Here is a 24,992-nt window from a genome sequence, read left to right as displayed (position 1 = left end):
GTTATACAATTGGCGAAAATTGCAGTTGTACCGGGAAGTTTTGATCCGCTGACGAATGGTCATCTTGATATTATCAAACGTGCGGCAAGAGTTTTCGGAGAGGTCCGGGTTGTGATTATGCATAACTCGTCGAAGAATGCCCTGTTTACGGTAGAGGAAAGGCTGGCTCTGATTGAAGAAGTGACGTCCGTCATTCCAAATGTGAGAGCGGAGATGTCTTCCGGTTTGCTTGTCGACTATGCAGAACGTGTCGGGGCATCCGCGATTGTCCGAGGATTACGAGCTGTATCCGATTTTGAGTATGAAATGCAAATCACCTCCATGAACAGATTTCTCGATGAAAGCATCGAAACATTTTTTATTATGACGAATAATCAGTACTCCTTCTTGAGTTCAAGCATCGTTAAAGAAGCGGCCAAATATGGTGGACCCATTTCCGGACTCGTTCCGCCACCAGTGGAATTGGCATTGCGAAAGAAATTTGAAATATAGAAAGTTAAAAGTGGTTATGGTGAGCGACAATTCACCATAACCACTTTTCACTAATACGCAAAATAGAAAATGATAGGAACGAAAAGGATACTCCATACACGTCCTAAGACGTAGGGGATCATCGAAATATTCCTCGCTTTGGCAATGACGAAAACTTGCATATGGATGCTGAGACCATTCATCGAAATGATTGCTGCGATTAAAAAAGGGAATATTGCATCATGATAAAAGTGTTCCGTTGCCGATTGGACGCCTGAAGTCATTTCAAATAGGGCTAAAGCAAACGTTTTGGCAATCCCCATATCAACAGTGAAAGCTGAAGTGGTGACTTTCGACAAGACGTTGCCGAGTGAAGAAAAGAAAATGACAGTGGTGGCGACAAGAATAATGACGGATGAACTTTCCTTAATGGCATCTAGAAGGGGGAGCGCACTGGCAGGCTTTTGCGCCCTTGTTTCAACCGTTTCAGGTTCGGTATCTTTTGCCATAAACAAAATAGTTAGGATGAAGAATAACAGATTGGCGATATGGATGGCGATTAACAATTTCCATCCATTGCCCACATTTCCGAAAAGCTCTGTGCCGACAAATCCGATGATGAACATAGGACCAGGTGCATGGCAGGCAGCCAGCAGAAAACTGCTTTGCTTTTTCGTCAATTCCCCATTCTTCAGCATTTCAGTCACTGTAACAGCTCCGACTGGAAATCCTCCGAACGAGCCTAGCACATAAGCTTTAATATAACGACGCCATTTCGGTGTTTCTTTAGAACTGCCAGGCATTTTTAAAAGCCACTGCGTCAAAATGATATACGGCAACAAATAAGGGAGCAGCGCATGGACGAACAACTTTGCACCGGCTACGGCTCCATCATGTGCGATCCCTGGTTGCAAGATGAACAGGAGGATCAGTCCCCAAACGGTTAGAATTGAAATCATCGGATAGAAATGTGACTCATGCACTTCGCTCCTTTCCTATTCTTTTGTGAAATCAGTGACCCGCGCTGAATCCTTTGTCACTCATTTTTTACGATGCTACACTTATATATATGTCAAGAAAGTACAGGCTATTAATGGAGGTGCGCGGAATATGAAAAAGAAACGGTTCGGGATCATCGGTGTCCTGTTGGTGATTGCCGCTATATTATTTGTTTACCCGCTTGATACTTATATATCAAAACCCGGAGGAGCTTATGACCTTGCCCCACTTGTGGAAGTGGTCGGGGGAGATGAGGATGATCAAGGGAAATTCAATATGATGACGATATCTGTGGCGAAAGCGACACCAGCTACCTATGTGTACGCCCGTTTTTCGGATAATCAAAAGCTCTTGCCGGCACAAAATGTGAGAAGGGAAGGCGAAAATGATAAAGAGTACAATATCCGTCAAAAGAAACTGATGTCCAGTTCCCAGTATAATGCCGTCGCCGTCGCATTTGAGAAGGCCGGTATCCCGGTAGATATTCAATTTGACGGTGTATTTGTCCTGACAGTCCTAGAAGGAGGAGCCGCTGATGGCATCTTGGAGGTCGGTGATAAAATCCGGGAAATAGACGGCATTCCTTTAACGGAATCCAGTCTTTTTTTTGATCGGATCACGGATAAGAAAATCGGTGATCAAATTGAAGTCAAGGTTGAACGTGAAGGAAAAACATATGACTACACAATCGCTTTAAAAGAAATTCCGAACAGTGAAGGACGCGTCGGTTTAGGTGTCAGTTTCGAAGAGGATAAAAAGTTGGAGACAGATCCAAAAGTTGAATTTTTGACTTCGAATATCGGTGGACCTTCCGCAGGACTGATGTTCACGCTGGAAATTTTAAATCGATTAGTGGATGAAGATATTACAAAAGGCTATAACATCGCTGGTACTGGAGAAATGTTGGAAGATGGCACAGTGGGCAGGATTGGAGGTGCCGACTTTAAAGTCATTGCAGCCTCACGGAAAGGAGTGGAGATTTTCTTCGCACCGGATGATGAAATATCAGAAGAAATGCGGGCGGCTAATCCTGACATCCAGACCAATTATGAAGAAGCGGTCAAATCAGCGGAAAGAATCGGCACGAAAATGAAAATCGTGCCGGTGAAAACAGTGGATGACGCCTTGGATTATTTAGCATCATTGGAAGAAAAGTGAAGGATTTAGCGAATGATAATCGGATGCCTATCGTAATCAGAACCGAGTTGATTGTTGCCGATTCCAAGTGCGTACATATTGGACGCATGAATGTCCATTTGCAGGGAAGGATCGGTAAAAGCGGCTGCTTTGCTTATGAGAGGCAGCTTCATCCTTTTTTTAGTTTCGTTCAAATAGCCCTGCCCCGCTGCTGTCATGCCGAGTAGGCGCAAATAAGAGGGAGCTGGCATCATTTGACGCATGGAATAGGTGAATCCGGTGAAAATATGGGTAAGCATGCGCTGGATGCGCGTCCATGTATAACGTTTCGATTTCACTTCACCCATGAACTGTTCGAATGTGCTATGAGTTGTAGCAGCACGGATGAACAAATTTTCAATTCCTTCGGTTATATCTGCAATCCTTTTTAGTTGATCCGGACCTTCCCGTAAAATCGTATAGCGCAAATACGGATAAAGAGTTGACCAGCTTCCGAATTGTTGCTCATCAGCTTGCCAGTCAAGCAGCACATCGCGGGTCGTTTTAGGTATGAAAGCATTGACCGCATGAAGTCCATCTGATTGGAAAAAAGCCTTTCGAATGCCGGTAGCACTGGCGATTTGGTTGCCTGGAACGGCATCATCATGATACTGGGCGATGATGCGAGGAATGGTGACGGCTTGCATAGCAGAGCCGATCGCTTGTGCCGCTTCCATATAATGAAAGCCTAAAATGTTGTTCGGCTTGGAAAGGTCGGCAAGCTGTTCTTCGGCCGGAACGGTTTGTGCCGTTGCCAAATAGGCCTGGTTTAATGCTTTTGGATAGCTGAGACCGCGGCTGACCGCTTCTTTCACTGCCTGTTCGTATTGTCCGCCTGCCTGTTGCAACAGATGGAGGCTCCGTTGGAAGGGGGCAATGTCGCCGTCTTCGCTGCCAAAGCAAAATGTGCTGCATCCGGCGGCATCCAGTATCCGAATGGCCCCTTCTGCGAAGGCTGGGGCGTTGGCGGTCGCAAAGGCATAAGGAAGCTCGAAGACGAGGTCCACGCCATTGTGCAATGCCATTTCTGCCCGCGCCCATTTATGGATGAAGGCAGGCTCTCCACGTTGCAGAAAGTTGCCGCTCATGACGGCAATGACGACATCTGCTTCTGTTCTTTTTTTAGCTTGTGTTGCATGATAGAGATGCCCGTTATGAAACGGGTTGTATTCGACGACGATCCCTGTCGCTTTCAAAGCCATCAGTCCTTTGCTACAATGTATAATAATTATACCTATGCGGCTGATGAAGTGACAAGAAATTATCTTGACATCCCTTTTCACGCATTATATAATCAACATTGTTGTCTTGAGGTGATAGACATGAAATGGTCCATCAATCAGTTGCAGAGATACAGGCAAGGTGCGATGCCGCTTGACGAAGCTGTCGACCTTGAATCCGTGAAAAAACGGAATCCGGAAATCCGGGATATTACGCCTGTCCGCGTGACCGGAAGTTGTACGATCGGCGCCAAGAAATTGACATGCCGATTCCGGCTTGAAGGGACAATGATCCTGCCTTGTTCCCGTACATGGGAAGACGTCAAATTCCCGTTTACCATCGAGTCTGATGAACAATTCAGCTGGGATGAAACGGTTCTTGCGACAGACGATGAAATTCACCCGGTAGTGGGTGAAACAATCGATCCGACCCCTGTATTTGAGGAGCTCGTCCTCCTTGAAGTGCCGCTTCAGGTTTTCAGTGAAAATGCCGATGACATGCAGCAGGTAGAAGGGAAAGGCTGGTCATATACGACCGACGAGGAGTACAATGCCAGACTCCAAAAGGAGCTGGAAAATAAAGTGGACCCAAGACTTGCCGATTTGGCCAAGTTTTTTGATTCCAAGGACGAATAGGCGATCGTAAGGAGGTGCCCCAGATGGCTGTACCAAAAAGAAGAACATCCAAAACAGTTAAAAACAAGCGCCGTACGCATTTCAAATTGCAAGTGCCAGGAATGACTACTTGTGATAACTGTGGCGAAATCAAATTGGCTCACCGCATTTGTAAATCATGCGGTCATTACAAAGGAAAAGAAGTCGTAGGCGAATAATCAAGATTTGCCTATAAAGGCTACCGGGAGACCATGGCTCCCGGTAGCCTTTTTCTATAGAAAAGGAACGCAGTCTAAGGTCGCCGCGTCCTGCGGCAACGACTGCATGACCTACATCCTGTAGGCCCAAGCGTAAGGCGCTGGATATGGACAAAGAAAGTGCACTAGTGATACGGTTGATTGAAGAAATTCAATTCAATTAGCTAATGGGGGTATGGGGTATGGATTATAACATTGCGATTGAGAAGGGCGTTGCAACATTTACAATTAATCGTCCTGATGTGCATAACGCAATCAATTCAGCCGTGATGGATGGACTTAAACAGTTTTTGGATCAGGTTGAGGATGATCAGCGTATTGCATATGCGGTCATTACAGGAGCAGGGGACCGGGCATTTTGTTCGGGTGGGGATTTATCGGAATTTCATGCCTTACGAACAGCGGAGGAAGCGTATCCGATGTTGAGTACGATGGCAGGTTTGCTATACAGAGTAGCGACATTGCCGATGCCTGTCATTGCGCTCGTCAATGGTTCGGCTGTTGGCGGGGGCTGTGAAATTGCGACTGCCTGCGATTATCGCATCGTTTCGGCATCTGCGAAAGCAGGATTTATCCAAGGAAGATTGGCGATTACGACAGGGTGGGGCGGTGCGACATTGCTGTTTGAGAAAGATGGAAAGCATGATCGGGTTTTCCGTCTATTATCCGAAGCTGAGGTGTTTACATCCGATCAGCTCTTGGAGGTCGGCTGGGTCACGGAGATTTACGAGGGGGATTCGGAAGATGGACTTCAACGTTTCCTTGCGAAAATGTCCGTTCATCATCCTGATGTCCATCGTGCCTACAAATCAGTTGCCATTCGGAAGTGGACGGCTGATTTCATGCGCGATCGCATGTTGGAAGAAGCAAGACAATGTTCGATGTTATGGGGAAGCGCGGCGCATCACGCAGCGGTGGATCAATTTTTGAACAATAAATGAGAACAGGAATAGATTCGGGCCATCCTATCGACAATTGTTTGTCAGAAAGAATGGCCTTTTTGGTTGGTAGAAAAGGGGGAAATGGCTCTTTTTTCAGATAAAGGGTTGAAAACGGTTTCAATCTTCGTATAAACTAGAGAGGGGAGATTTGTTTACGATCAAAAATTGCTGGGGATTTATATGCATAACATAACGGTCGTAAATCGTAGGAAAATCGCATTCAAATGATGAAGACTTGTAAACGTCCTGGCATCCTTGCTAGGATCTCCGCAAGTTCAAGACTCCTATTTGTAAGAGGATGGGGTTATGAATTTGGCGATCCGTTTGGGGGCGGACGCCATCCATCTGGTATATAGGTGACTCGGTCATGTGTAAGAAGAGTGCGGGGAGAAGGCATTGGCTTCGCTCACTGCAATAGTGAACAAGCGCTCAGTCAATAAGGTGATATTGGGAGGGGAATGAACATGGCGAAAGTGACAGAACAAAAGACGTATAATGAGAAGCTAGAAAAGAAATTGCAAGATATTTTTGCTGGGGGGCAGCCGAAATATCATGAAAAGTTAAAAGAGCAGAATAAAATTTTCGTGAGGGACAGACTTGCACTTCTTTTTGATGATGGCATCTATGCGGAAGATGGACGGTTTGCCAACTGTGAAGCGGGTGATTTGCCAGCGGATGGCGTTGTTACAGCAATGGGGAAAGTGAACGGACAGACCGTATGCGTCATGGCGAATGATTCGACGATCAAAGCCGGGTCGTGGGGATCCCGGACAGTTGAGAAAATTATCCGCATTCAGGAGATAGCGGAGAAAAATCGTGTACCGATGCTCTATTTGGTCGATTCGGCAGGTGCCCGTATTACGGATCAGCTGGACATGTTTCCGAATCGACGGGGGGCAGGAAGAATATTCCATAATCAGGTGAGGTTATCTGGCTTCATCCCACAAATATGTATTCTTTTCGGTCCTTCTGCGGCCGGGGGAGCCTATATTCCGGCATTTTGCGATATCGTCATCATGGTGGATGGCAACGCATCGATGTACTTGGGCTCGCCGCGTATGGCGGAAAAGGTCATCGGGGAAAAAGTGACGTTGGAAGAAATGGGCGGAGCCCGCATGCATTGTTCGGTCAGCGGTTGCGGAGATGTCCTAGTGAAAGACGAGCAAGAGGCCATTGCGGAAGCACGTCGCTATCTGGCATATTTCCCGGCCAACTTCACAGAGAAGCCCGCGTTGAAAGAGTCTATTGAAGCAAAACAAGGGCGGGCGTTGGAAGCGATCATCCCGGAGAACCAAAACGCACCATTCGATATGTATGAGGCACTTGACGCTTTGATCGATGAGGGTAGTTTCTTTGAGGTGAAGAAACTCTTTGCAGGCGAAATCATTACAGGATTAGCGCGGATCGAAGGACAGCCGGTTGGTATCATTGCGAACCAGCCAAAAGTGAAAGGTGGCGTCCTCTTTGTCGATTCGGCAGATAAAGCGGCAAAATTCATCAATCTTTGTGATGCATTTTCTATTCCGCTACTTTTTCTTGCCGATGTGCCGGGCTTTATGATCGGGACGAAGGTGGAAAGGGATGGCATCATCCGCCACGGGGCGAAGCTAATTATGGCAATGAGCTCCGCGACTGTACCGAAAATTTCCGTCATTGTCCGCAAGGCATATGGAGCAGGGCTTTACGCGATGGCGGGTCCGGCATTCGAGCCGGATGTCTGTATTGCACTGCCGACGGCGCAAATCGCGGTCATGGGACCAGAAGCCGCGGTCAACGCCGTGTACTCGAACAAAATCGAGGCAATCGAGGATCCGAAAGAACGGATCGCTTTTGTGCAGGAGAAGCATAAGGAATACAAAGAGGAGATCGATATTTACAAACTGGCCTCTGAGATGATCATTGACGAGATCGTAGCACCATCCAGCTTGCGGGCTGTACTGGCGGACCGCTTCCGCTTTTATAGTACGAAAGAAGTTCAGCAACCCCCGAGAAAACACCCGGTTTATCCTGTATAATAATATCAATTAGAGTGAAGGTCCGCCGACTGACAGGTGGACCTTCTTATGCGATAGGGGGATACGGATGAATGTAGTCGTTGCAGGAGCAGGTTCGATCGGCTTGCTGATCGGCTCCTATTTGGCGGAGGCGGGAATGGATGTGACTTTCTACGTTAGAAGGGAAGAGCAAGCACAACTTATACAGACGGAAGGGATTCGGCGTATCCAGCAAGATGGCACGAAGAAAGTGTTCTGTGCGCAAGCGACAACGGATATACATAGACTTCCTGTGGCCCCATGGATTGTTGCAGTTAAATTTTCTGGAGTGGAAGAGCTGTTAATGACGATGCAACAGGCCGAGGTCAATCCACCTGTCCTGTTTGTTCAGAACGGAATCGGCCACTTGGAACTTGTCGAGCGTTCCTCCTTACAGCATGTCGCTTTTGCTACGGTTGAGCACGGTGCAGGGCGTCGGGATGATCGTACATTCTCCCATAACGGAGTCGGAAATCTGACGCGAGCGGTATTTCGAGGAGACGAAAAGCTGTTTGACTTTCTTGGACATGCGGACGCTGAACATTTCCCTGTTGTGTATCATCTGGACGCGGAACAGATTCTGATGCGCAAAGTGTTGATCAATTGTATGATCAATCCGCTGACTGCCATTTTGCAAGTAAAAAATGGAGAACTATTGAAGAATCCCTGCTGTTTGACGATGTTCAATAGATTGTATGAGGAACTGATGGATGCATTTCCGGAAATGAGACAGGTGCTTCCATATGAAGCGGTGACGGGAGTTTGTGAAAAAACGACGGATAACCGGTCGTCAATGTTAGTGGATCATTTAGCCGGTCGACCGATGGAAATAAACACGATCGTCTCAGCGATACGTGTCAGGGCGGAAAAACGCAACAAAACGTTGCCTATTTTAACCGCTTTGGAAATGATATTGTATGCGATGGATTGGAAAGGGGCAGGGGAATGGCGGGACTGATAGCGTCTATTTGGGGAATACTCATCTTATTCCCGTTTATCGTCACCATAGTGTTTTTGGTCGTTGCCCGAAAAATGGGTAAAGCCCCTGCCGGAGTGATCGGACTCGCAGCGGATGTGACGACGCCGTTTCTCTTCATCGCAGTCTATATCATCTCCATGACGACCTTTGGGAAAGGGATCGGAATTTACATTGCAGGGCTCGCCATCGTAATTGCGATTGTCCATGTTGTCATCGAACGTCTCAAAGTGAAAGAATTCCGGATTATCCGCCTGTTAAGAAGAACATGGCGCTTTTACTTTTTACTATTACTCATCGCTTATTTCCTGTTGCTCCTGACGGGATCCGTTTTAAAAATAATCGAGTATATGACATGAAAAGGAGAATTTCTGGAGCGTTTGTTTTTCAATCTTATGGCATGGAGTGCTATACTCACTTCATATCAAAAGTGACAAAGGGGCATGCACGATGGAATTGGAAGGATTGGCATTACGCGAAACAAACAAAGTAATGCAAGCTTATCAGCATGATAAAGAGTTTTTACATACGTTTTTTGATTATGAAAATGAAGATCGTGCCTATATCGATCGGTTAGAGGAGCTGGCGACCCGCGGATTTGAAAGGCAGCAGCTCGCCGGGATCGTGCGCACATTCATGGAGCGCTTCGGCATTTCGGAACAGGCGGAGCAGCACATCGAGGAATTAGCGGATGATGCGGTTGCCATTGTCGGAGGACAACAAGCGGGTATTATGACCGGGCCACTTTATTCTGTACATAAGGCGATTACGGTTATACTGCTTGCCAAGAAAAAACGCGCCGAGCTAGGCGTTCCGGTAGTACCTGTCTTTTGGGTTGCGGGCGAAGATCATGATTTGAATGAAATCAATCATGTGTACACGGAGTTGGATGGTCGGGCGGTGAAACATCAATTTCGGGACAAATTTGTATTGAAATGGATGGCTTCGGACGCGACTTATGATAAAAGGCAGATGGAAGCCTTCGTAAAAAGCATTTTTGGGAAATATGGAGAAACCATTTATACGAAAGGCTTGCTGGAGGAAGTTTTAAACGCTGTCCATCAGGAAGAGACTTTTACTCAATTTTTCGTTCGCCTGATGAACGGCTTTTTTCAGAAGGAAGGATTACTGTTCATCGATTCGGCATTCAAGCCGTTGCGGGAATTCGAATCGGCCTATTTTATCCGCTTGATCAAAGAGTCGGAAATCATCGCAGAGAAGATTTACAACAAGGAAGCGCATTTTGCTGAACTTGGATTGGGAACACCGATCCAAGCGGAATTGGATGCAGCGAATCTATTTTATATCCATGAAACAGGACGTGTGCTATTAAAAAGAAAAGATGGACTTTTCGTCAATGACAGCACAGGTATCCAGTTTACAGAAGAAGAAATGTTGTGTATCGCTAAAGAAGAGCCTTGGCTGCTCAGTAATAATGTCGCGACAAGACCGCTTATGCAAGATCTGGTTTTCCCTGTACTGGCATTTGTTGGAGGTCCAGGGGAAATCGCCTATTGGGCATTACTCAAAGACGCATTTCATCATTTACAGATGAAGATGCCGATCATCGTCCCGCGGATGTCCATGACACTCGTGACGCCCCAAGTGAAACATGCACTGGCAGGAAAAGCTTTCACCGTGGAAGATGTTATGTTAGGGCAAGCGTCCATTGCGAAAGCGCATTTTGCTGAAGAGTTGAAAAATGATCAGTTTGAAGCCGTCTTACAGGAAACAGAAACACTCCTTACGGAACAATACCGTAAAATTGAAGAGGTCATTGATCACGAAGGACCTATGTTGCAGGAAATATTGACGAAGAATCTCCAATTTCATACAAAACAGTTAAACTATTTGAAAGGGAAAGCTGAGGAAGCGACCGTATTGAAACACGCGACCGCCTTAAGGACTTATAGTTTATTGGAAGGAGAATTGTTTCCGGAGGGGATCTTGCAGGAAAGGCTGTATACGCCATATGCCTATTTGAATGCTTACGGGCCTTCACTGATCCAAGACATTTGCGAATTGCCATTCGAAATGGATGGCACGCATAAAATCATCTATCTATGATCGTTCAAAAACTCTGGTCTGCACAATTATGCAGGCAAGAGTTTTTTTAACTTGATTCAGCAAATCTTTTTGTACTGAAAGCGAAGCGTCAGCTACAGAAGTCCCCCACTTCCATAAGTGGAGGGATGAATGCCAGAAGGTATTTCAATCAGAGGGAGTCCAAACTCTCTGCTGATTAGAGGAACTCAGGCTAAGTTCGCCGCGTCCTGCGGCAACGCCTGAGTGACCAACATCCTGTTGGCCCAAGCCTCCGGCGGATGTCACAGATTTTGATAGGAGTTAATTGCGAATCGAACGGCGAAGGGTTCGATTTGCCGTATTTCTGCGTTTTTTGCAGAAATTAAGGCACCAGCCATTAGAAAGCGCAATTCAAAATCTGGACGCAATTACGCCGAGGCGTAATTGATTGAAAGGGAGCAAAATAGCAAAGCGGTGACAGCCTCATTCCAAGCGGTCATTCTAGTCTGAAAAAACGGGTAGAATCAGCTTTTGTTCCGTTAAATTTCATTGAAACAAGTACTATTGACACATTTTCAAATGAAAAGCAAAAAATCATGGGAAATTGGTGGAGGAAAGTGGGGGGATGTGGTACATTAATTTCATATAGTGGGGTGAAGAGTATGTTCATGGGCGAATATCAGCATACTATCGATACAAAAGGTCGCCTGATCGTTCCCTCTAAGTTTCGGGAGCACCTCGGGGCAGGCTTTGTATTGACCCGTGGCTTGGACAATTGTCTCTTCGGTTACCCGATGGATGAATGGAAACGGCTCGAAGAAAAGCTGAAAGCATTGCCTGTGACCAAGAAGGATGCCCGTGCCTTCACTCGTTTCTTCTTTTCAGGAGCAACAGAAGTCGAATTGGACAAGCAAGGCCGCATCAATATTCCTTCATCGTTACTCCACTATGCGAAAGTTGAGAAAGAATGTGTCGTCCTTGGTGTTTCAAGCCGTATTGAAATTTGGGCCAAGTCACTTTGGGAAGAATATTACGAGCAATCCGAGCAATCGTTCAGCGAAATTGCGGAAAACATCATTGATTTTGATTTTTAAACAAAAGCGATTGGCGCCCGGAGTCTAGACGAAAACAAAAGTGCGGGGCGCAGCATGTTAAAAACTTGAAAGAAAGAAGGCGGTTTCAATGTTTAACCACACGACAGTATTGCTTCACGAAGCCGTCGAAGGTTTAGCGATAAAACAAAACGGCATCTATGTCGACTGTACGCTCGGAGGAGCGGGTCATAGTAAAGAAATTGCAAAGCAATTATCGCCGGAAGGTAGACTGATTTGTTTCGATCAGGATATGACGGCAATTGAAGTGGCGAAAGAGCGATTAAAGGAGTATCTTCCCCAAGTGACGTTCGTTCACTCGAATTTCAGGAACTTAAAGGCGGAATTGGCTAAAATTGGAGTCCAAACCGTGGACGGAATCCTTTATGATTTAGGAGTGTCCTCTCCACAACTTGATACACCGGAACGGGGATTCAGTTATAACCATGATGCCCCGCTCGACATGCGGATGGATAGAAGTGCTGCATTGACCGCTTATGATGTTGTCAATGAATGGTCCTATGAAGATTTGGTACGTATCTTTTTCCGCTATGGTGAGGAGAAGTTTTCGAAAAGCATTGCACGCAAAATTGAGGAAGCGCGACAACAAAGTCCAATCCGCACAACGGCTGAACTGACAGAACTCATTAAAGCGGGCATTCCAGCAGCTGCGAGACGAACGGGAGGACATCCGGCAAAACGGGTATTCCAAGCGATCCGAATCGCTGTCAATGATGAATTGGGTGCTGCAGAACAATCTTTGACGGATGCGATTACATTGCTGAATCCTGGTGGTCGCATCAGTGTCATCACATTCCATTCGTTAGAGGATCGATTGTGTAAAACGATTTTTAAAGAAGCATCTTCTCTGCCTGATTTACCACCTAACTTGCCGGTTATACCGGAAGGGATGGAGCCGGTCTTGAAACTTGTCACTAGAAAACCGATCATTCCGGATCAAAAAGAGATAGAAGAGAATAAGCGGGCGAGATCTGCTAAGCTCCGTGTTGCTGAAAAGAAGTAAAGGGGGAATTTGTGAATGGCTTTGGAACAGAGAAATTTTCAGACATCATATGTTCGTGAACTGGAAATACCGGAAGTACCGCAAAAACAACCTCAAATACGTCCTTCTCGTAAAATCTTTTCCAAAGGGGAGAAGTTCTTATTCGTGCTGTTTGCCACTATCCTCGTCCTTTTCTCAACAATGATTCTACATACACAAGCTCAAATCAATGAAACGAATCGGGAAGTTCAATTGATCGGGAAGGATATTTCTGAAATTGAAAAAAAGAATATGGAATTGTCCATCCAAGTGAAAGAGAAATCCACATATGAAGTCGTGTGGGAAAGAGCGAAGGAGCTCGGCTTGAATCTGAACGAGAACAACGTAAAGGTTGTGCCTGGACGATGAAAAAGAGATTTCGATTCCAATGGGGAGCCTTTCTGATGTTTTTGACTTTTGGAGGGCTCTTTTTCCTTTTGTTCGGAAGAATGTTATTCATTCAGGCAACGGGTCAAGCGGAAGGGAAAGTACTGACGGCACTTGCGGAAGCAAAATATGCGAGGGAATCCACACTGAAAGCGAATCGCGGAACGATTGTCGATCGCAATGGGGAATTGATCGCCGCGGATACGCTCAGTTATCGTCTCGTTGCTGTCTTAAGTGAAAAGGCGAGTAACGGATCGAAAAAACCGATGCATGTCAAAGATTACGAAGCGACGGCGGAAGTGCTCGCCAAATATATCCCGCTCGAGAAAGAAGCGATTCTTTCTCGCATGACCAATGCGAAAGAAGGCACTTGGCAGGTAGAGTTTGGAAAAGCGGGTCGTGATCTGAGTCATGAAACGGTTCTTGCACTAAAGCAAGAAATTAAGGACAAAGAGCTTTCCGGTATCCTTTTTATCGAAGATCAGAAAAGGTTCTATCCGAACGGCGTTTTTGCTTCTTATTTAATCGGCTTTGCGATGAAGGAAGAAGATGAAGAAGGCAATATTTCCACTGTCGGAAAGATGGGATTGGAAAAAACTTATAACGAAGCGCTGACCGGAACAGATGGGAAAGTGGATTTCCAATCGGATGGTTGGGGATTTGTGTTACCGAAAACGGAAAAAACGATTGTCGCCCCCCAAGATGGGCATGAAATACAGCTGACGATTGACAAGACGATTCAAAACTTCGTCGAAGATGCATTGAATCGAGCCAATGCCGTTTATTCCCCTAAGAAGATGCTCGTCGTCGTGGCGAATCCGAAAACGGGTGAAATTTTGGCTATGAGTCAGCGTCCTGCATTCCATCCTTCCACACGGGAAGGGTTGACGGAAAACTGGCTAAACGATGCACTTGAAAATACGATTGAACCGGGTTCGACGATGAAGATGTTCACTTTGGCTGCAGCAATCGAAGAGAACAAGTGGAATCCGAATGCTTGGTTCAAATCGGGGCAGTATACAATTTTCGATCGGACAATCCGAGATGTCAACAAGACTGGATGGGGAACGATCACTTATTTGGAAGGATTCCAACGGTCATCGAACGTTTCCATGGCTTATTTGTTGGAGGATTTAGGGGATCGCACGTTTATCGAATATCTGCGTAACTTCGGATTTGGTGAAAAGACTGGCATCGATCTGCCGAATGAAGCGCCAGGTATCATCTTGGATCGGTATCCGAGTGAAAGATTGACTACATCTTATGGTCAGGGCTCAACTGTAACGCCAATCCAAATGATCCAGGCGGCAACAGCGATTGCCAATAATGGCAATATGATGAAACCGTATGTCATCGACAAAATCACTGATCCGAATACGGGTGAAGTGGTCAAAGAGCACGAACCGGAAAAGCATGACAGCCCGATTTCTGCCGATACGGCCAAAGAAGTAAGAGAAGTGCTGGCATCGACCGTTACGGGAGAAAAAGGAACGGCGAAGAAATTCGCGTTGAATGGCTATACGGTCGGAGGGAAAACAGGTACAGCGGAAATTCCCAAAACGAGTGGTAGCGGTTATTTAAGCGGTGGCAGCAATTACTTATATTCTTTTCTGGGCATGGCTCCGATTGAGGACCCGCAGCTCATTACATATGTCCTTGTCCAGCAGCCGCAATTGCCGATTGATAAAGTCGGATCGGATCCGGTGGCAGAGGTGTTCACATCCGTCATGGAGAGCAGTTTGAAGTATTTGAATATCGTTCCTGACGGTGCAAATGCCACTGAAGCGAAGGCGCTCAAGGATTATACGGGCAAAGATTCTACCGAGGCTGTATCGCAACTTGAACAAGAAGGATTTCGTCCGGTAGTGATAGGCGAGGGTGGTAAGATCGAAGTGCAATATCCGTTGCCGAATACAAAACTGACGGACAACGCGGTTGTCCTATTGAAAACAGCAGGAGAAACGGAATTGCCGGATTTCACGGGGTGGTCGAAGAAAATGGTCCTGTCGTTTAAAATGCTGTCCGGACTCGATATACGCATGAACGGTGAAGGATTTGTCACCGAACAAAGTTTATCCTACGGGACAGTCATCGATCAGAATGACCCGGTTGTTGTACAGCTTCAACCACCTGCCGAAATTCATAAGCCGCAAGTGGAAGAGCCGGAGGAAGAGAAGATTGTGGGCGGATAACGAATAGCTGAAGTCTTCACATCATACGTTGATAGAAAAACGAGAGGTGTGCAGGCACTGCGAACGTTCATACTATTACAATCCAAAAAGAGATTAAGAGCAATCTTTGTCATATTCCTTATCTTACTTGCGATGGTCGTCGGGAAGTTGTTTCATGTGCAAATCATCAAGCACGAACTGTTAAAAGAGCGCGCAGAGGCGAATTGGGATCGGGAAATTCCGTTTGGAGGAGTGCGTGGGGAAATCCTGGATCGAAATGGGGATTTACTCGTAGGGAACCAGTTGGCCCCAACTTTATATTTTATGCCTTCTCAAAATCGCGAAATTACAAGTACCGCGAAAGCGGTAGCCGAGGTCCTTGGAACAGATGCAGCCAAATTGGAAGAAAAGATGTCTAAAAAGGCAATTATGAATAAGCTGGCGCCTGAAGGCATGAACATTACAAAAGAGCAGGCAGATGAGATTGCGCGTTTACAAATAGACGGCCTCTATACCGGCGTCGATTTCATCCGTAGTTATCCAAAAGGCGAGTTGCTTTCTAGATTGCTCGGCTTTACAGGGTATGATGGAAATGGGTTGGCAGGAATTGAATATGCATATGATGAAATACTAAGCGGGACAGGGGATAAGATCCGATTGTATACCGATGCAAAAGGAATCCCATTACCGCATGTCGATGACGGCTTCACGACGGGGAAAAAAGGCGCTTCCGTCGAGCTCACGATCGATTCACGGATGCAGGAAGTACTCGAAAGAGAATTATTACAAGCGATGGAAAAATATGATTCTGCTCAGGCGCTTGGGATTATTATGAACCCAAAAACAGGTGAGTTATTGTCGCTTGCTTCGGTTCCCACTTACCATCCTGCAGAGTATCAAAAGGTCGATCAGAGTATTTACAATCGAAACTTACCTGTGTGGATGACCTTCGAGCCGGGCTCAACCTTTAAAATTGTCACCTTGGCAGCCGGTTTGGAAGAAAAAGTAATTGATTTGCATCATGAACATTTTTTTGATCCCGGTTATGTCATGGTCGAGGGTGCGAGGCTACGCTGTTGGAGTAGGGGAGGACATGGTGATCAAACATTTTTAGAAGTGGTTGAAAACTCCTGTAACCCGGGATTCGTTGAAATCGGTCAACGATTAGGCGGCAAAAAGCTCGATCAATATATCCGTGCCTTCGGTTTCGGGCAATCAACCGGATCTGGTATTGCCGGGGAAGCGAACGGAATTCTGTTTTCGGAAAAAGCATTCGGACCGGTGGAGCAGGCAACAACGGCATTCGGGCAAGGGATTTCCGTGACGCCGATCCAGCAAGTGCAGGCCGTTGCCGCAGCCATCAATGGCGGCTATCTATACCGGCCATATATTGTTAAAGAAATTTTGGATGATAAAGGAGAGACGTTGCAAGCTTTCGAACCGGAAATGCAACGTCAAGTCATCAGTGAAGAAACATCAAAGCAAGTGAGGGAAGCCTTGGAATCCGTTGTTGCGAATGGTTCCGGCCGCAATGCATTCACAGACGGACTGCGTGTCGGCGGAAAAACGGGGACTGCTCAAAAAGTCGTCGATGGCAATTATAAAGATGGGGACTATATTGTATCATTCATCGGTTTTGCACCCGCAGATGATCCCGAATTGCTCGTGTATGTCGCTGTCGACAGTCCAAAAAATGCCAGCCAGTTCGGTGGTGTCATCGCGGCTCCGATCGTCGGCCGGGTGATTGAAGAAATTGCACCACTGGCTGGGATCACGCCGCGGAGAGAAGGACAGTTGGAGAAAGAATACCGTTGGGGGGATACATTGACGCATCGTGTTCCGGATTTGACAGGCATGACAAGAAAGAGTGTCAGAGGTCAGTTGTACACATACCAGATCGAATGGCATGGGTCGGGGGAGAAGGTGAAGTATCAGCTGCCGGCAGCCGATACATTGATTGGGGTGGATGATGTGATTCATGTCTATACGGAATGATATCCCTCAAGGGCATCGGCCCAACAAGCTCTCGTTATATAAATGTAAAGTCTGACACAGCGCATGGATATGGACTGTTTCAGTAGCTAGAAGGAGAAAAAAATCATGACACTCGTCACGACATTGACGGCCATTGTGGTCGCATTCATTATTTCAGTATTATTGGGATTTTTCATTATCCCGGCTTTAAGGAGATTGAAGTTTGGGCAGAGCATTCGGGAAGAAGGTCCGAAAGCTCATCAGAAAAAGGCGGGTACACCGACAATGGGGGGGCTGATTTTCATCGGTTCCATCATCTTGTCGACGCTCGCCCTCTCTTACATAAATGATGTACTGACGACGCAGACCATTGTTCTATTACTAATTCTCGTCGGTTTTGGGATCATCGGGTTTATCGATGACTTTATCATTGTTGTTGTAAAAAGGAACTTAGGCCTCACATCGATTCAAAAACTGATCGGGCAAATCATCGTTGCGGTCCTTGCATTTTTCCTTTTGAAGTTAGGGCCGTTTGATACGGTTGTGCGAATTCCTTTTACGGATATTCAAATGGAACTGGGTATTTTTTATGTTGCGTTCCTTATTTTTTGGCTTGTTGGCTTTTCCAATGCAGTCAATATATCGGATGGGCTGGATGGACTGGTTGCGGGGACATCATCTATCGCATTCGGTGCGTTCGGTGTGCATGCCCTTATTTTCGGTCAGCAGGATATTGCCCTGTTTTCCTTTGTAGTAACCGGGGCAATGCTTGGATTCCTTGTTTTCAATATGAAACCTGCAAAAGTATTTATGGGGGATACGGGGTCGCTTGCTCTCGGTGGCGTGCTTGCCATGCTTTCCGTTCTCATTAAACAAGAATTTTTACTCCTTGTCATCGGGATCGTCTATGTAGTTGAAACATTGTCAGTCATCATTCAAGTGATCAGTTTCAAGACGACCGGTAAGCGGGTGTTTAAGATGAGTCCGCTCCACCATCACTTTGAATTATCCGGATGGTCGGAATGGAAAATTGTCATCGTTTTCTGGGGCGTCGCATTTTTGGCGGCGATTATACCCGTCTTGCTGGAGGTGATGTAAATGAAAAATGTCAATCAGTTCGAAGGAAAGCATATACTCATTCTAGGCTTGGCGAAAAGCGGGTTTGCAGCAACTAATTTGCTGCATACTCTAGGCGCGAAGCTCACCGTGAATGACGCATCACCGGAAGGGGACAACGAAGAGATTGCGGAACTCCGTTCGAAAGGGATAGAAGTCATTTGTGGTAGCCATCCCTCTGACATTATGGAAAGGGGTTTTGAGCTCGTCGTGAAAAACCCCGGAATTCCGTATACGAATCCGGTCGTTGTAGAAGCGTTACGAAAACAAGTCCCTGTTTGGACAGAAATCGAATTGACATCACGCTTAAGTGAGGCACCGATTATTGCTATAACTGGGTCAAATGGGAAAACGACAACGACCACGTTGTTGTACCATATGTTGAACATTGGAGGAAAGCAGCCGCTGATTGCGGGGAATATCGGGACTGTCTCCTGTTCAGTTGCAGAACGGGCGAGTGAAGAGAATATCATCGTGCTTGAAGCCTCTTCTTTTCAATTGATGGGAACCGAAACATTCCGGCCGAAGATTGCCATATGGACGAATATTTACGACGCGCATCTCGATTACCATGGGACGTCGGAAGCGTATCGGAATGCGAAGGCGAATGTCACCAAAAATCAGATGCAGGACGATTATTTCATTTACAACGATGATCAGTCTGAACTCCGTGAATTTGCTGCTCAAACTGCAGCGATGACGATTCCGTTTTCGCTGCAGGGAAGAAAAGAAGACGGCATATCTGCAGACGACGAATGGATATATTGGAATGGAGAGCCTTTTGCAAAAAGGTCCATTATCAAGTTGCCGGGGCAACATAATCTTGAAAATATCTTATCAGCCACGGCAACAGCCATTTTGATGGGGTGCGATAAAGCCGCAATTGAAGATGTGCTGAGCTCTTTCACAGGGGTTCGTCATCGGATGCAATTCGTCAAGGAGTTGCAAGGGCGCATGTTCTACAATGATTCGAAAGCAACGAATACGCTGGCGACGAAAAGTGCGCTTGCCGCCTTTACGAAACCGACGATCCTGATTGCGGGTGGACTTGACCGAGGCCACTCATTTGAAGAGCTCAGACCGTTTATGACGAATATTAAAGCGGTTGTCGCTCTTGGCCAGACAGCTGATAAGCTTTCGGAGTTCGCGGCTTCCTGTGGCATTGTGGACATCATCAGGGCTGAAGATGTGAAGGATGCAGTTCAACAAGCGTATCCACTGTCGGTCGAGGGCGACATTATCCTCCTTTCACCGGCTTGTGCAAGCTGGGATCAATATTCGAGCTTTGAGGTTCGCGGCGATCAATTTATCGAAGCTGTAATGGAATTGAAATAAAAATAAGTATGTTCATGTAATACTGCAAGAGTACTATTGCGGAAGGATGCGTTCGCTGGAAGACAAGTTAAAAACAATGTTTATTGTTTCTGCGGTGGCGCTGTCGCTGATCGGATTGGCTTTTGTCCATTCTGCAGGTTCCTATTGGGGCGCAGTTCATTATGCGGATTCCATCCCCTTCATCGTGAAGCAAGGGATTTATACGGCGGTGTCGATCGGAATTGCCCTTGTTATTATGAAAAGTCCGTTGACTTCTTATCCGAAAACATGGACTGTTTTCTACTTTGCAATGATCTTGTTGCTGGTCGCTGTATTGATCCCGGGCATCGGGGTTGTCCGCAATGGTTCCCAAAGCTGGATTGCGCTTGGTCCATTCAGTTTGCAACCAGCCGAATTCGTGAAGGTCGCGCTTATAGGAAAACTGGCCTGTAGCATGGATAAAACGGGCAAGAAAAAGGTTTTTCACTGGCAGCATTTTGGATTGATCTTGCTTCCTGCTGCACTGATCATGTTGCAACCGGACTTAGGTTCAGCCGTCATTATGATCATCTCGGCATTTGTCATCTTATTCATAGCGGGTTATCCGTTAAAATTTTTCACTTTCCTGGGTGTGGGCGGCATTGCTGCGTTTATCGCGCTGATTGCAGCCGCGCCGTATCGTTTGGATCGGATCAAATCGTACATCGATCCATGGAATGATCCGCTTGGCACCGGTTTTCAAGGGATCCAATCTCTTTTTGCCATCGCACCAGGAGGATTATTCGGTCATGGCTATGGAAATAGCAGACAGAAGTATTTATATTTACCTGAGCCGCAAAATGATTTTATCTTTTCCATTATTGCGGAGGAAACGGGTTTTATTGGAGCGACGTTCGTCTTATTGCTGTTTGTTGTCTTATTGGTAGCGACATTCGGCATTGCAATTCGGACAAAAAGGCGGCATGAGCTGTTGATGGTTGCTGGGATGGGTTCGATGATCATCTTTCAAACGTTTTTGAATATGGGGGTCGTATCGGGACTATTGCCGGTTACGGGTGTTACGTTGCCGTTCATTAGCTATGGCGGTTCGTCGTTAATGACGACTTGGCTTGCAGCGGGGACGATTATGCATTTTGCCAGTCGCAGAAGTTCGATTGGATAAAGGAGGAGCCAATATGGAGAAAGTGATTGATATTGAAGAACGGATCCCATCCATGCGGGAGAAGCGCCGCAGGAAGACGAACAAGAAATTTCTGTTCATATTATCCGTCTTCATCATTGCGCTCCTCGCCATTCTTTATTTTCAATCACCATTCAGTAAAGTGGGAGCAATTATTGTGAAGGGAGCCGTTCTTCACGAGCCGGATTTTTATCAGCAACAGAGCGGGCTGCAAGTGGACGAGCCTTTATGGAATTTCAGCACCGGAAAAATTGAGGAATCTTTGGCAAGACTAGAAGAAGTGAAAAGCGTAGACGTTTCTCGAAAGTGGATGCATGACGTCCAGATCACCATTACCGAATGGAAGACCGTCGCTTATATGGAGGAGCAAGAGCAGTACAATCTGCTGTTGGAAAATGGGGAGGTCTTCCCGGCAGGTCTCCATTATCCTGAAGCAGAAGCGCCTATATTGACTAATTTTAAGGATGCCGACATGCAAAAGAGGCTGACCAAACAATTGCTGAAAATGGATGAGAACGTCTATCGGCTATTATCCGAAATCATTTTTATGGGGACGGAAAGCGGCCCGGATAATATTAAGGTTTACATGGATGATGGCTTCGAAGTGCGTTCCGTCATTTCCGATTTCGCAGAGAAAATGGCTTATTATCCAGAAATTACAGCTCAATTAGGCGGCATGGAAAAAGGTGTGATCGATATGGAAGTAGGAACATTCTTTATCCCCTATAGTGAAATATACGGCAAGACCGGGGAGGAGGAGCCAATTGAAGAGGAAAGTGAAAACGGAAGCGAAAGTGAATGATGACTATCAAAAACGAGGAAGACGTATCCTTTTTTCTGTCGTCTTTCTCGTGCTCGGTTTTATCCTCGCTTTTTCTTACCGGACACTTGGCTCGAATCAGGAGGCCGATGCCCTTGAATCCTCCGTGTTCTTGAAGGAAGAAGCATATCGGGAAGAATTGATCAGCCAGCAGGAACGCAATAAGGAACTGACAGATGAAATCGCCGCCAAGCAGGAAGAGATACGGGAATTTGAACGTTCTTTTTCAACGAGAGAGGAAGACCATGCCATTCTTGTAGATAAGGCAAGAGACCTCCGCTTGCTGCTTGGTGTTATTCCTGCAGTCGGACAAGGTGTCATCGTGACATTGAAAGATGCCGACTATGACCCGATTGAACAAAATCCGAATGATTATATTGTTCATGAAAGCCATGTTCTTCGGGTAGTGAACGAACTCAGAATTTCCGGAGCGCAGGGCATTGCGATTAACGGGCAAAGAATAACAGCCAATTCTTATATTAAATGTACAGGCCCTGTCATCACCATTGATGGTAGGACATTCCCTGCGCCGTTTGTCATTGAAGCGATCGGTAATATGGATGTTCTCACGTCTTCTTTGTATTTGAAAGGCGGTGTCATTGACGGGTTGATCAGGGATAATATTGTCGTGACGACAGAACAGTCAAAAGAGATCCGGTTGTCTGCTCTGCGGGACGAAAGTTGAAACGGCGCTTAGGAGGATGGACGGGTGGGAAAGACAATCCATTGGAAATTTACAGTGATTTTGCTCATCGTCGGATTCATGGTGGCCGTCCAATTCAATTCGATGCAAAAACCTGAAGAACGTGATACGAGGGATATTTGGGCAATACGCCATGAGTTATCCACTGAAAAGCAGTATCATTCCGAATTGTTAACGGAAATTCGTGAGCTGGATCAAACAATCTCTACATACAAATCACTCAATGACACAAATGCGGGAAAAGCCTTATCGGAAACGGTGGACAACTTGTATAAGCAAGCGGGGATGACAACGATTAGCGGACCGGGCATCATCTTAAATGTTCGACCATCTGCTGAAAGTGTTGCATTCGGTGTACCGATTACCGGCATATCCCCCGATTTGCTCACCCGGTTCGTCAATGAACTGAACCGTTTCAAAGGGATCTCCTTGGAAATTGACGGGAAACGGTTTACGACATTAAGTTCCATCCGGGATATTAACGGGGTAACAAGTGTGAATGGTTTACATATATCCACCCCGCCATTCACGATCAAAATTATTACACCGACAATGGAAGATAGTGAAAAACTGTATAATTTTTTATCCGCATCGACGATCCGCGATGATTTTTACCTCGATAATCTGCTTCTTGTCATCGGGAAACCGGAAGCGAATATTGAAATCCGAGGATACAAGGAAAGGTTTGAAAATCAGTTCTTGAGAGAAATACCGAAAGGGGAATAATTATGTGGCTGCCTTTGCTTGGTCTTTTGGTTGGGATTTCACTCGGATTATTGTCGGATATACAAATTCCACAAATATATGGAAATTATTTATCGATTGCCGTTTTGGCAGCCTTGGATACGCTGTTTGGAGGCATCAGAGCGCATTTACAGCAAGTGTACGACGATAAGGTGTTTGTATCCGGATTTTTCTTCAATATCGCACTGGCGGCTGCGTTGGCCTTTTTGGGGGTACATTTAGGCGTCGATTTATACTTGGCTGCCGTATTCGCTTTTGGTGTGCGATTATTCCAGAATATCGCTGTCATCAGAAGGATCTTAATCGTAAAATGGACGGAGCGGAGTAAAGTTTCTCAATCAAATGCTACGGAATGAAAGGATTTGGCGAAGAGATGTCGAAAATATTTAGACAATACACTTATAATACAATAGAATGGAAGATAAGAGTTGCTATGGGAGGTGCCAGTAATTGAGCCAATCAGAATTATATGTATCACTTGATATAGGTTCTTCATCAGTCAAAGTTTTGATCGGTGAGGTGGATGGCGGATCCCTGCATGTGATCGGAGTCGGTAACGTCCAATCGGCAGGTATCCGAAAAGGGACGATCATCGATATCGATGCAACTGTCCAATCGATCCGTAAAGCGATCGATCAAGCGGAGCGCATGATTGGCATGCAGATCCGCGAAGTCATTCTTGGCATCCCTGCAAATGGTGTAGTATTGCAGGATGTGAAAGGTGTAGTGGCAGTCAACTCGGAAAACCGTGAAATCACAGATGATGATCTCGACCGGGTCATGAAATCCGCTCAAGTCATGTCTGTCCCGCCAGAGCGGGAAATCGTCAATATCATACCGAAACAATTCATCGTTGACGATTATGATGAAATTACGGATCCAAGAGGAATGATCGGAGTCAGGCTTGAAATGGACGGTACGCTCATCACGACATCAAAAACACTTGTTCATAATATATTGCGTTGCGTAGAACGGGCAGGGCTTGTGATCCGGGAAATCTACTTACAACCGTTAGCGGCCGGCACTTTTGCCTTGACGGACGATGAAAAGAATCATGGCACGGCTTTCATTGATATAGGCGGAGGTTCTACAACAATTGCCCTGTTCGGTGAAAATCGTTTTATGGCGACGGCCGTCATCCCCGTCGGCGGCGATCATATTACAAAAGACTTATCCATCATTTTGAAAACGCCGACTGAACAAGCAAGGAAGATTAAGCACCAGTATGGACATGCATTCTCGGACGATGCATCGGACGATGAACTGTTTGAAGTGCCGGTGATCGGCGCAGATTCGAAAGACCAATATAGCCAACGATACATATCGGAAATCATCGGCGTACGGCTGGAAGAGCTTTTTGACCTCGTTTTGGAAGAATTGTATCGGATGGGTGTGCGAGATCTCCCAGGAGGAGTCGTTTTAACTGGTGGAATCACCAAGCTAGATGGTATGCTTCAATTAGCCAGACATGTGCTGAAAACGAGAGTGCGCATCCATACGCCTGAGTATATCGGTGTACGGGAGCCGATGTATGCCACAGCTGTCGGTCTGATCCGATATGCACATATGCAGGATACTTATTTCGGCCATGTTCAAGATTCACCGACCGTGCAGGTAGCTGAAACCCAACCGCCGGCACCGGTCAACAAGAAAAAGGCAGCGGAACGGAATACGGAAAAGAAACCGGGGCTTTTGAATCGGGCAAAAAAGGTGTTCGACAATTTCTTTGAATAAGTG

24 protein-coding genes are annotated in these 24,992 nt (G+C 46.2%); 22 read left to right on the top strand and 2 right to left on the bottom strand.

The genetic code is table 11. The features are described from left to right. Nucleotides 1–9: 9 nt before the first annotated feature. The gene (gene coaD, locus MHZ95_RS02585; RefSeq protein WP_239388933.1) at nt 10–492 is read left to right on the top strand and encodes a pantetheine-phosphate adenylyltransferase; all 483 of its coding nucleotides are present in this window, start codon (nt 10–12) and stop codon (nt 490–492) included. Nucleotides 493–542: 50 nt separating this feature from the next. Here coaD and MHZ95_RS02580 read toward each other — a convergent pair whose 3' ends face one another. Then, the gene (locus MHZ95_RS02580; protein WP_239388932.1) at nt 543–1,454 is read right to left on the bottom strand and encodes a hypothetical protein; all 912 of its coding nucleotides are present in this window, start codon (nt 1,452–1,454) and stop codon (nt 543–545) included. Nucleotides 1,455–1,581: 127 nt separating this feature from the next. Here MHZ95_RS02580 and MHZ95_RS02575 point away from each other — a divergent pair, with 127 nt between their 5' ends. After that, nucleotides 1,582–2,628: a SepM family pheromone-processing serine protease gene (locus tag MHZ95_RS02575; protein ID WP_239388931.1), complete on the top strand. Its 1,047-nt coding sequence runs from the start codon at nt 1,582–1,584 to the stop codon at nt 2,626–2,628. A 5-nt stretch (nt 2,629–2,633) separates the two neighbouring features. Here the strand turns inward: MHZ95_RS02575 and MHZ95_RS02570 are convergent, their stop codons facing one another. Further along, nucleotides 2,634–3,848, bottom strand: coding sequence for a nucleotidyltransferase (locus tag MHZ95_RS02570; protein ID WP_370642871.1), 1,215 nt, complete (start codon nt 3,846–3,848; stop codon nt 2,634–2,636). A 120-nt stretch (nt 3,849–3,968) separates the two neighbouring features. On the opposite strand from MHZ95_RS02570, the gene MHZ95_RS02565 reads away from it, so the two are divergent. From MHZ95_RS02565 to ftsA, 20 genes are all read left to right on the top strand, one after another. After that, nucleotides 3,969–4,502: a YceD family protein gene (locus MHZ95_RS02565; RefSeq protein WP_239388929.1), complete on the top strand. Its 534-nt coding sequence runs from the start codon at nt 3,969–3,971 to the stop codon at nt 4,500–4,502. A 23-nt stretch (nt 4,503–4,525) separates the two neighbouring features. After that, entirely contained in the window at nt 4,526–4,699 is a 174-nt protein-coding gene (gene rpmF, locus MHZ95_RS02560) for a 50S ribosomal protein L32 (protein WP_239388928.1), read from the top strand. A 221-nt stretch (nt 4,700–4,920) separates the two neighbouring features. Next, entirely contained in the window at nt 4,921–5,679 is a 759-nt protein-coding gene (locus MHZ95_RS02555) for an enoyl-CoA hydratase/isomerase family protein (protein WP_239388927.1), read from the top strand. 464 nt (nt 5,680–6,143) lie between these two features. After that, complete coding sequence (locus MHZ95_RS02550; RefSeq protein ID WP_239388926.1) at nt 6,144–7,694, top strand: acyl-CoA carboxylase subunit beta; 1,551 nt, start codon at nt 6,144–6,146, stop codon at nt 7,692–7,694. Nucleotides 7,695–7,761: 67 nt separating this feature from the next. Then, complete coding sequence (locus MHZ95_RS02545; protein ID WP_239388925.1) at nt 7,762–8,670, top strand: 2-dehydropantoate 2-reductase; 909 nt, start codon at nt 7,762–7,764, stop codon at nt 8,668–8,670. Then, nucleotides 8,658–9,047 (top strand): DUF3397 family protein, encoded by a 390-nt coding sequence (locus tag MHZ95_RS02540; RefSeq protein WP_239388924.1) that lies wholly within the window; start codon nt 8,658–8,660, stop codon nt 9,045–9,047. Before MHZ95_RS02545 ends, MHZ95_RS02540 begins: the two co-directional genes overlap by 13 nt. A 91-nt stretch (nt 9,048–9,138) precedes the next feature. Then, nucleotides 9,139–10,755 (top strand): bacillithiol biosynthesis cysteine-adding enzyme BshC, encoded by a 1,617-nt coding sequence (gene bshC / locus MHZ95_RS02535; protein ID WP_239388923.1) that lies wholly within the window; start codon nt 9,139–9,141, stop codon nt 10,753–10,755. Between the two features lie 620 nt (nt 10,756–11,375). Next, nucleotides 11,376–11,807, top strand: coding sequence for a division/cell wall cluster transcriptional repressor MraZ (mraZ, locus tag MHZ95_RS02530; protein ID WP_239388922.1), 432 nt, complete (start codon nt 11,376–11,378; stop codon nt 11,805–11,807). An 88-nt stretch (nt 11,808–11,895) separates the two neighbouring features. Then, complete coding sequence (gene rsmH, locus MHZ95_RS02525; protein WP_239388921.1) at nt 11,896–12,828, top strand: 16S rRNA (cytosine(1402)-N(4))-methyltransferase RsmH; 933 nt, start codon at nt 11,896–11,898, stop codon at nt 12,826–12,828. A gap of 15 nt (nt 12,829–12,843) precedes the next feature. Beyond that, nucleotides 12,844–13,215, top strand: coding sequence for a cell division protein FtsL (gene ftsL / locus MHZ95_RS02520; protein WP_239388920.1), 372 nt, complete (start codon nt 12,844–12,846; stop codon nt 13,213–13,215). Nucleotides 13,216–13,250: 35 nt separating this feature from the next. Further along, a complete protein-coding gene (locus tag MHZ95_RS02515) occupies nt 13,251–15,425 on the top strand; it encodes a penicillin-binding protein (protein ID WP_239388919.1) in 2,175 nt (724 codons plus the stop codon). A 132-nt stretch (nt 15,426–15,557) separates the two neighbouring features. Then, on the top strand, nt 15,558–17,399 hold the full coding sequence (locus tag MHZ95_RS02510) for a penicillin-binding transpeptidase domain-containing protein (protein ID WP_239389186.1): 1,842 nt from the start codon (nt 15,558–15,560) through the stop codon (nt 17,397–17,399). Nucleotides 17,400–17,504: 105 nt separating this feature from the next. Then, nucleotides 17,505–18,476, top strand: a complete 972-nt coding sequence (gene mraY / locus MHZ95_RS02505; protein ID WP_239388918.1) for a phospho-N-acetylmuramoyl-pentapeptide-transferase — start codon at nt 17,505–17,507, stop codon at nt 18,474–18,476. Then, entirely contained in the window at nt 18,477–19,829 is a 1,353-nt protein-coding gene (gene murD, locus MHZ95_RS02500) for a UDP-N-acetylmuramoyl-L-alanine--D-glutamate ligase (RefSeq protein WP_239388917.1), read from the top strand. A gap of 76 nt (nt 19,830–19,905) precedes the next feature. After that, a complete protein-coding gene (gene ftsW, locus MHZ95_RS02495; protein WP_370642870.1) occupies nt 19,906–20,970 on the top strand; it encodes a putative lipid II flippase FtsW in 1,065 nt (354 codons plus the stop codon). A gap of 13 nt (nt 20,971–20,983) precedes the next feature. Continuing rightward, nucleotides 20,984–21,790, top strand: coding sequence for a cell division protein FtsQ/DivIB (locus MHZ95_RS02490; RefSeq protein WP_239388915.1), 807 nt, complete (start codon nt 20,984–20,986; stop codon nt 21,788–21,790). Then, nucleotides 21,753–22,493, top strand: coding sequence for a DUF881 domain-containing protein (locus tag MHZ95_RS02485; RefSeq protein WP_239388914.1), 741 nt, complete (start codon nt 21,753–21,755; stop codon nt 22,491–22,493). Before MHZ95_RS02490 ends, MHZ95_RS02485 begins: the two co-directional genes overlap by 38 nt. 24 nt (nt 22,494–22,517) lie before the next feature. Next, on the top strand, nt 22,518–23,237 hold the full coding sequence (locus MHZ95_RS02480; protein WP_239388913.1) for a DUF881 domain-containing protein: 720 nt from the start codon (nt 22,518–22,520) through the stop codon (nt 23,235–23,237). A gap of 2 nt (nt 23,238–23,239) precedes the next feature. Then, entirely contained in the window at nt 23,240–23,611 is a 372-nt protein-coding gene (locus tag MHZ95_RS02475; protein ID WP_239388912.1) for a small basic family protein, read from the top strand. 94 nt (nt 23,612–23,705) lie between these two features. Then, complete coding sequence (gene ftsA / locus MHZ95_RS02470; protein ID WP_239388911.1) at nt 23,706–24,989, top strand: cell division protein FtsA; 1,284 nt, start codon at nt 23,706–23,708, stop codon at nt 24,987–24,989. Nucleotides 24,990–24,992 lie beyond the last annotated feature (3 nt).

Origin of the sequence: Sporosarcina sp. ACRSM (genome assembly GCF_022346545.1) — a bacterium.
Taxonomy (GTDB): domain Bacteria; phylum Bacillota; class Bacilli; order Bacillales_A; family Planococcaceae; genus Sporosarcina.
Note: the sequence above shows the minus strand (reverse complement) of the source record. Positions and strands in the feature narration are given on the sequence as shown.

Excerpts from the sequence above, each read along its gene's own strand:
- MHZ95_RS02575 (WP_239388931.1), top strand. The coding sequence starts at position 1,582 with ATGAAAAAGAAACGGTTCGGGATCATCGGTGTCCTGTTGGTGATTGCC.
- MHZ95_RS02570 (WP_370642871.1), bottom strand. The coding sequence starts at position 3,848 with ATGGCTTTGAAAGCGACAGGGATCGTCGTCGAATACAACCCGTTTCAT.
- MHZ95_RS02565 (WP_239388929.1), top strand. The coding sequence starts at position 3,969 with ATGAAATGGTCCATCAATCAGTTGCAGAGATACAGGCAAGGTGCGATG.
- rpmF (WP_239388928.1), top strand. The coding sequence starts at position 4,526 with ATGGCTGTACCAAAAAGAAGAACATCCAAAACAGTTAAAAACAAGCGC.
- MHZ95_RS02555 (WP_239388927.1), top strand. The coding sequence starts at position 4,921 with ATGGATTATAACATTGCGATTGAGAAGGGCGTTGCAACATTTACAATT.
- MHZ95_RS02550 (WP_239388926.1), top strand. The coding sequence starts at position 6,144 with ATGGCGAAAGTGACAGAACAAAAGACGTATAATGAGAAGCTAGAAAAG.
- MHZ95_RS02545 (WP_239388925.1), top strand. The coding sequence starts at position 7,762 with ATGAATGTAGTCGTTGCAGGAGCAGGTTCGATCGGCTTGCTGATCGGC.
- MHZ95_RS02540 (WP_239388924.1), top strand. The coding sequence starts at position 8,658 with ATGGCGGGACTGATAGCGTCTATTTGGGGAATACTCATCTTATTCCCG.
- bshC (WP_239388923.1), top strand. The coding sequence starts at position 9,139 with ATGGAATTGGAAGGATTGGCATTACGCGAAACAAACAAAGTAATGCAA.
- mraZ (WP_239388922.1), top strand. The coding sequence starts at position 11,376 with ATGTTCATGGGCGAATATCAGCATACTATCGATACAAAAGGTCGCCTG.
- rsmH (WP_239388921.1), top strand. The coding sequence starts at position 11,896 with ATGTTTAACCACACGACAGTATTGCTTCACGAAGCCGTCGAAGGTTTA.
- ftsL (WP_239388920.1), top strand. The coding sequence starts at position 12,844 with ATGGCTTTGGAACAGAGAAATTTTCAGACATCATATGTTCGTGAACTG.
- MHZ95_RS02515 (WP_239388919.1), top strand. The coding sequence starts at position 13,251 with ATGTTTTTGACTTTTGGAGGGCTCTTTTTCCTTTTGTTCGGAAGAATG.
- MHZ95_RS02510 (WP_239389186.1), top strand. The coding sequence starts at position 15,558 with ATGGTCGTCGGGAAGTTGTTTCATGTGCAAATCATCAAGCACGAACTG.
- mraY (WP_239388918.1), top strand. The coding sequence starts at position 17,505 with ATGACACTCGTCACGACATTGACGGCCATTGTGGTCGCATTCATTATT.
- murD (WP_239388917.1), top strand. The coding sequence starts at position 18,477 with ATGAAAAATGTCAATCAGTTCGAAGGAAAGCATATACTCATTCTAGGC.
- ftsW (WP_370642870.1), top strand. The coding sequence starts at position 19,906 with ATGTTTATTGTTTCTGCGGTGGCGCTGTCGCTGATCGGATTGGCTTTT.
- MHZ95_RS02490 (WP_239388915.1), top strand. The coding sequence starts at position 20,984 with ATGGAGAAAGTGATTGATATTGAAGAACGGATCCCATCCATGCGGGAG.
- MHZ95_RS02475 (WP_239388912.1), top strand. The coding sequence starts at position 23,240 with ATGTGGCTGCCTTTGCTTGGTCTTTTGGTTGGGATTTCACTCGGATTA.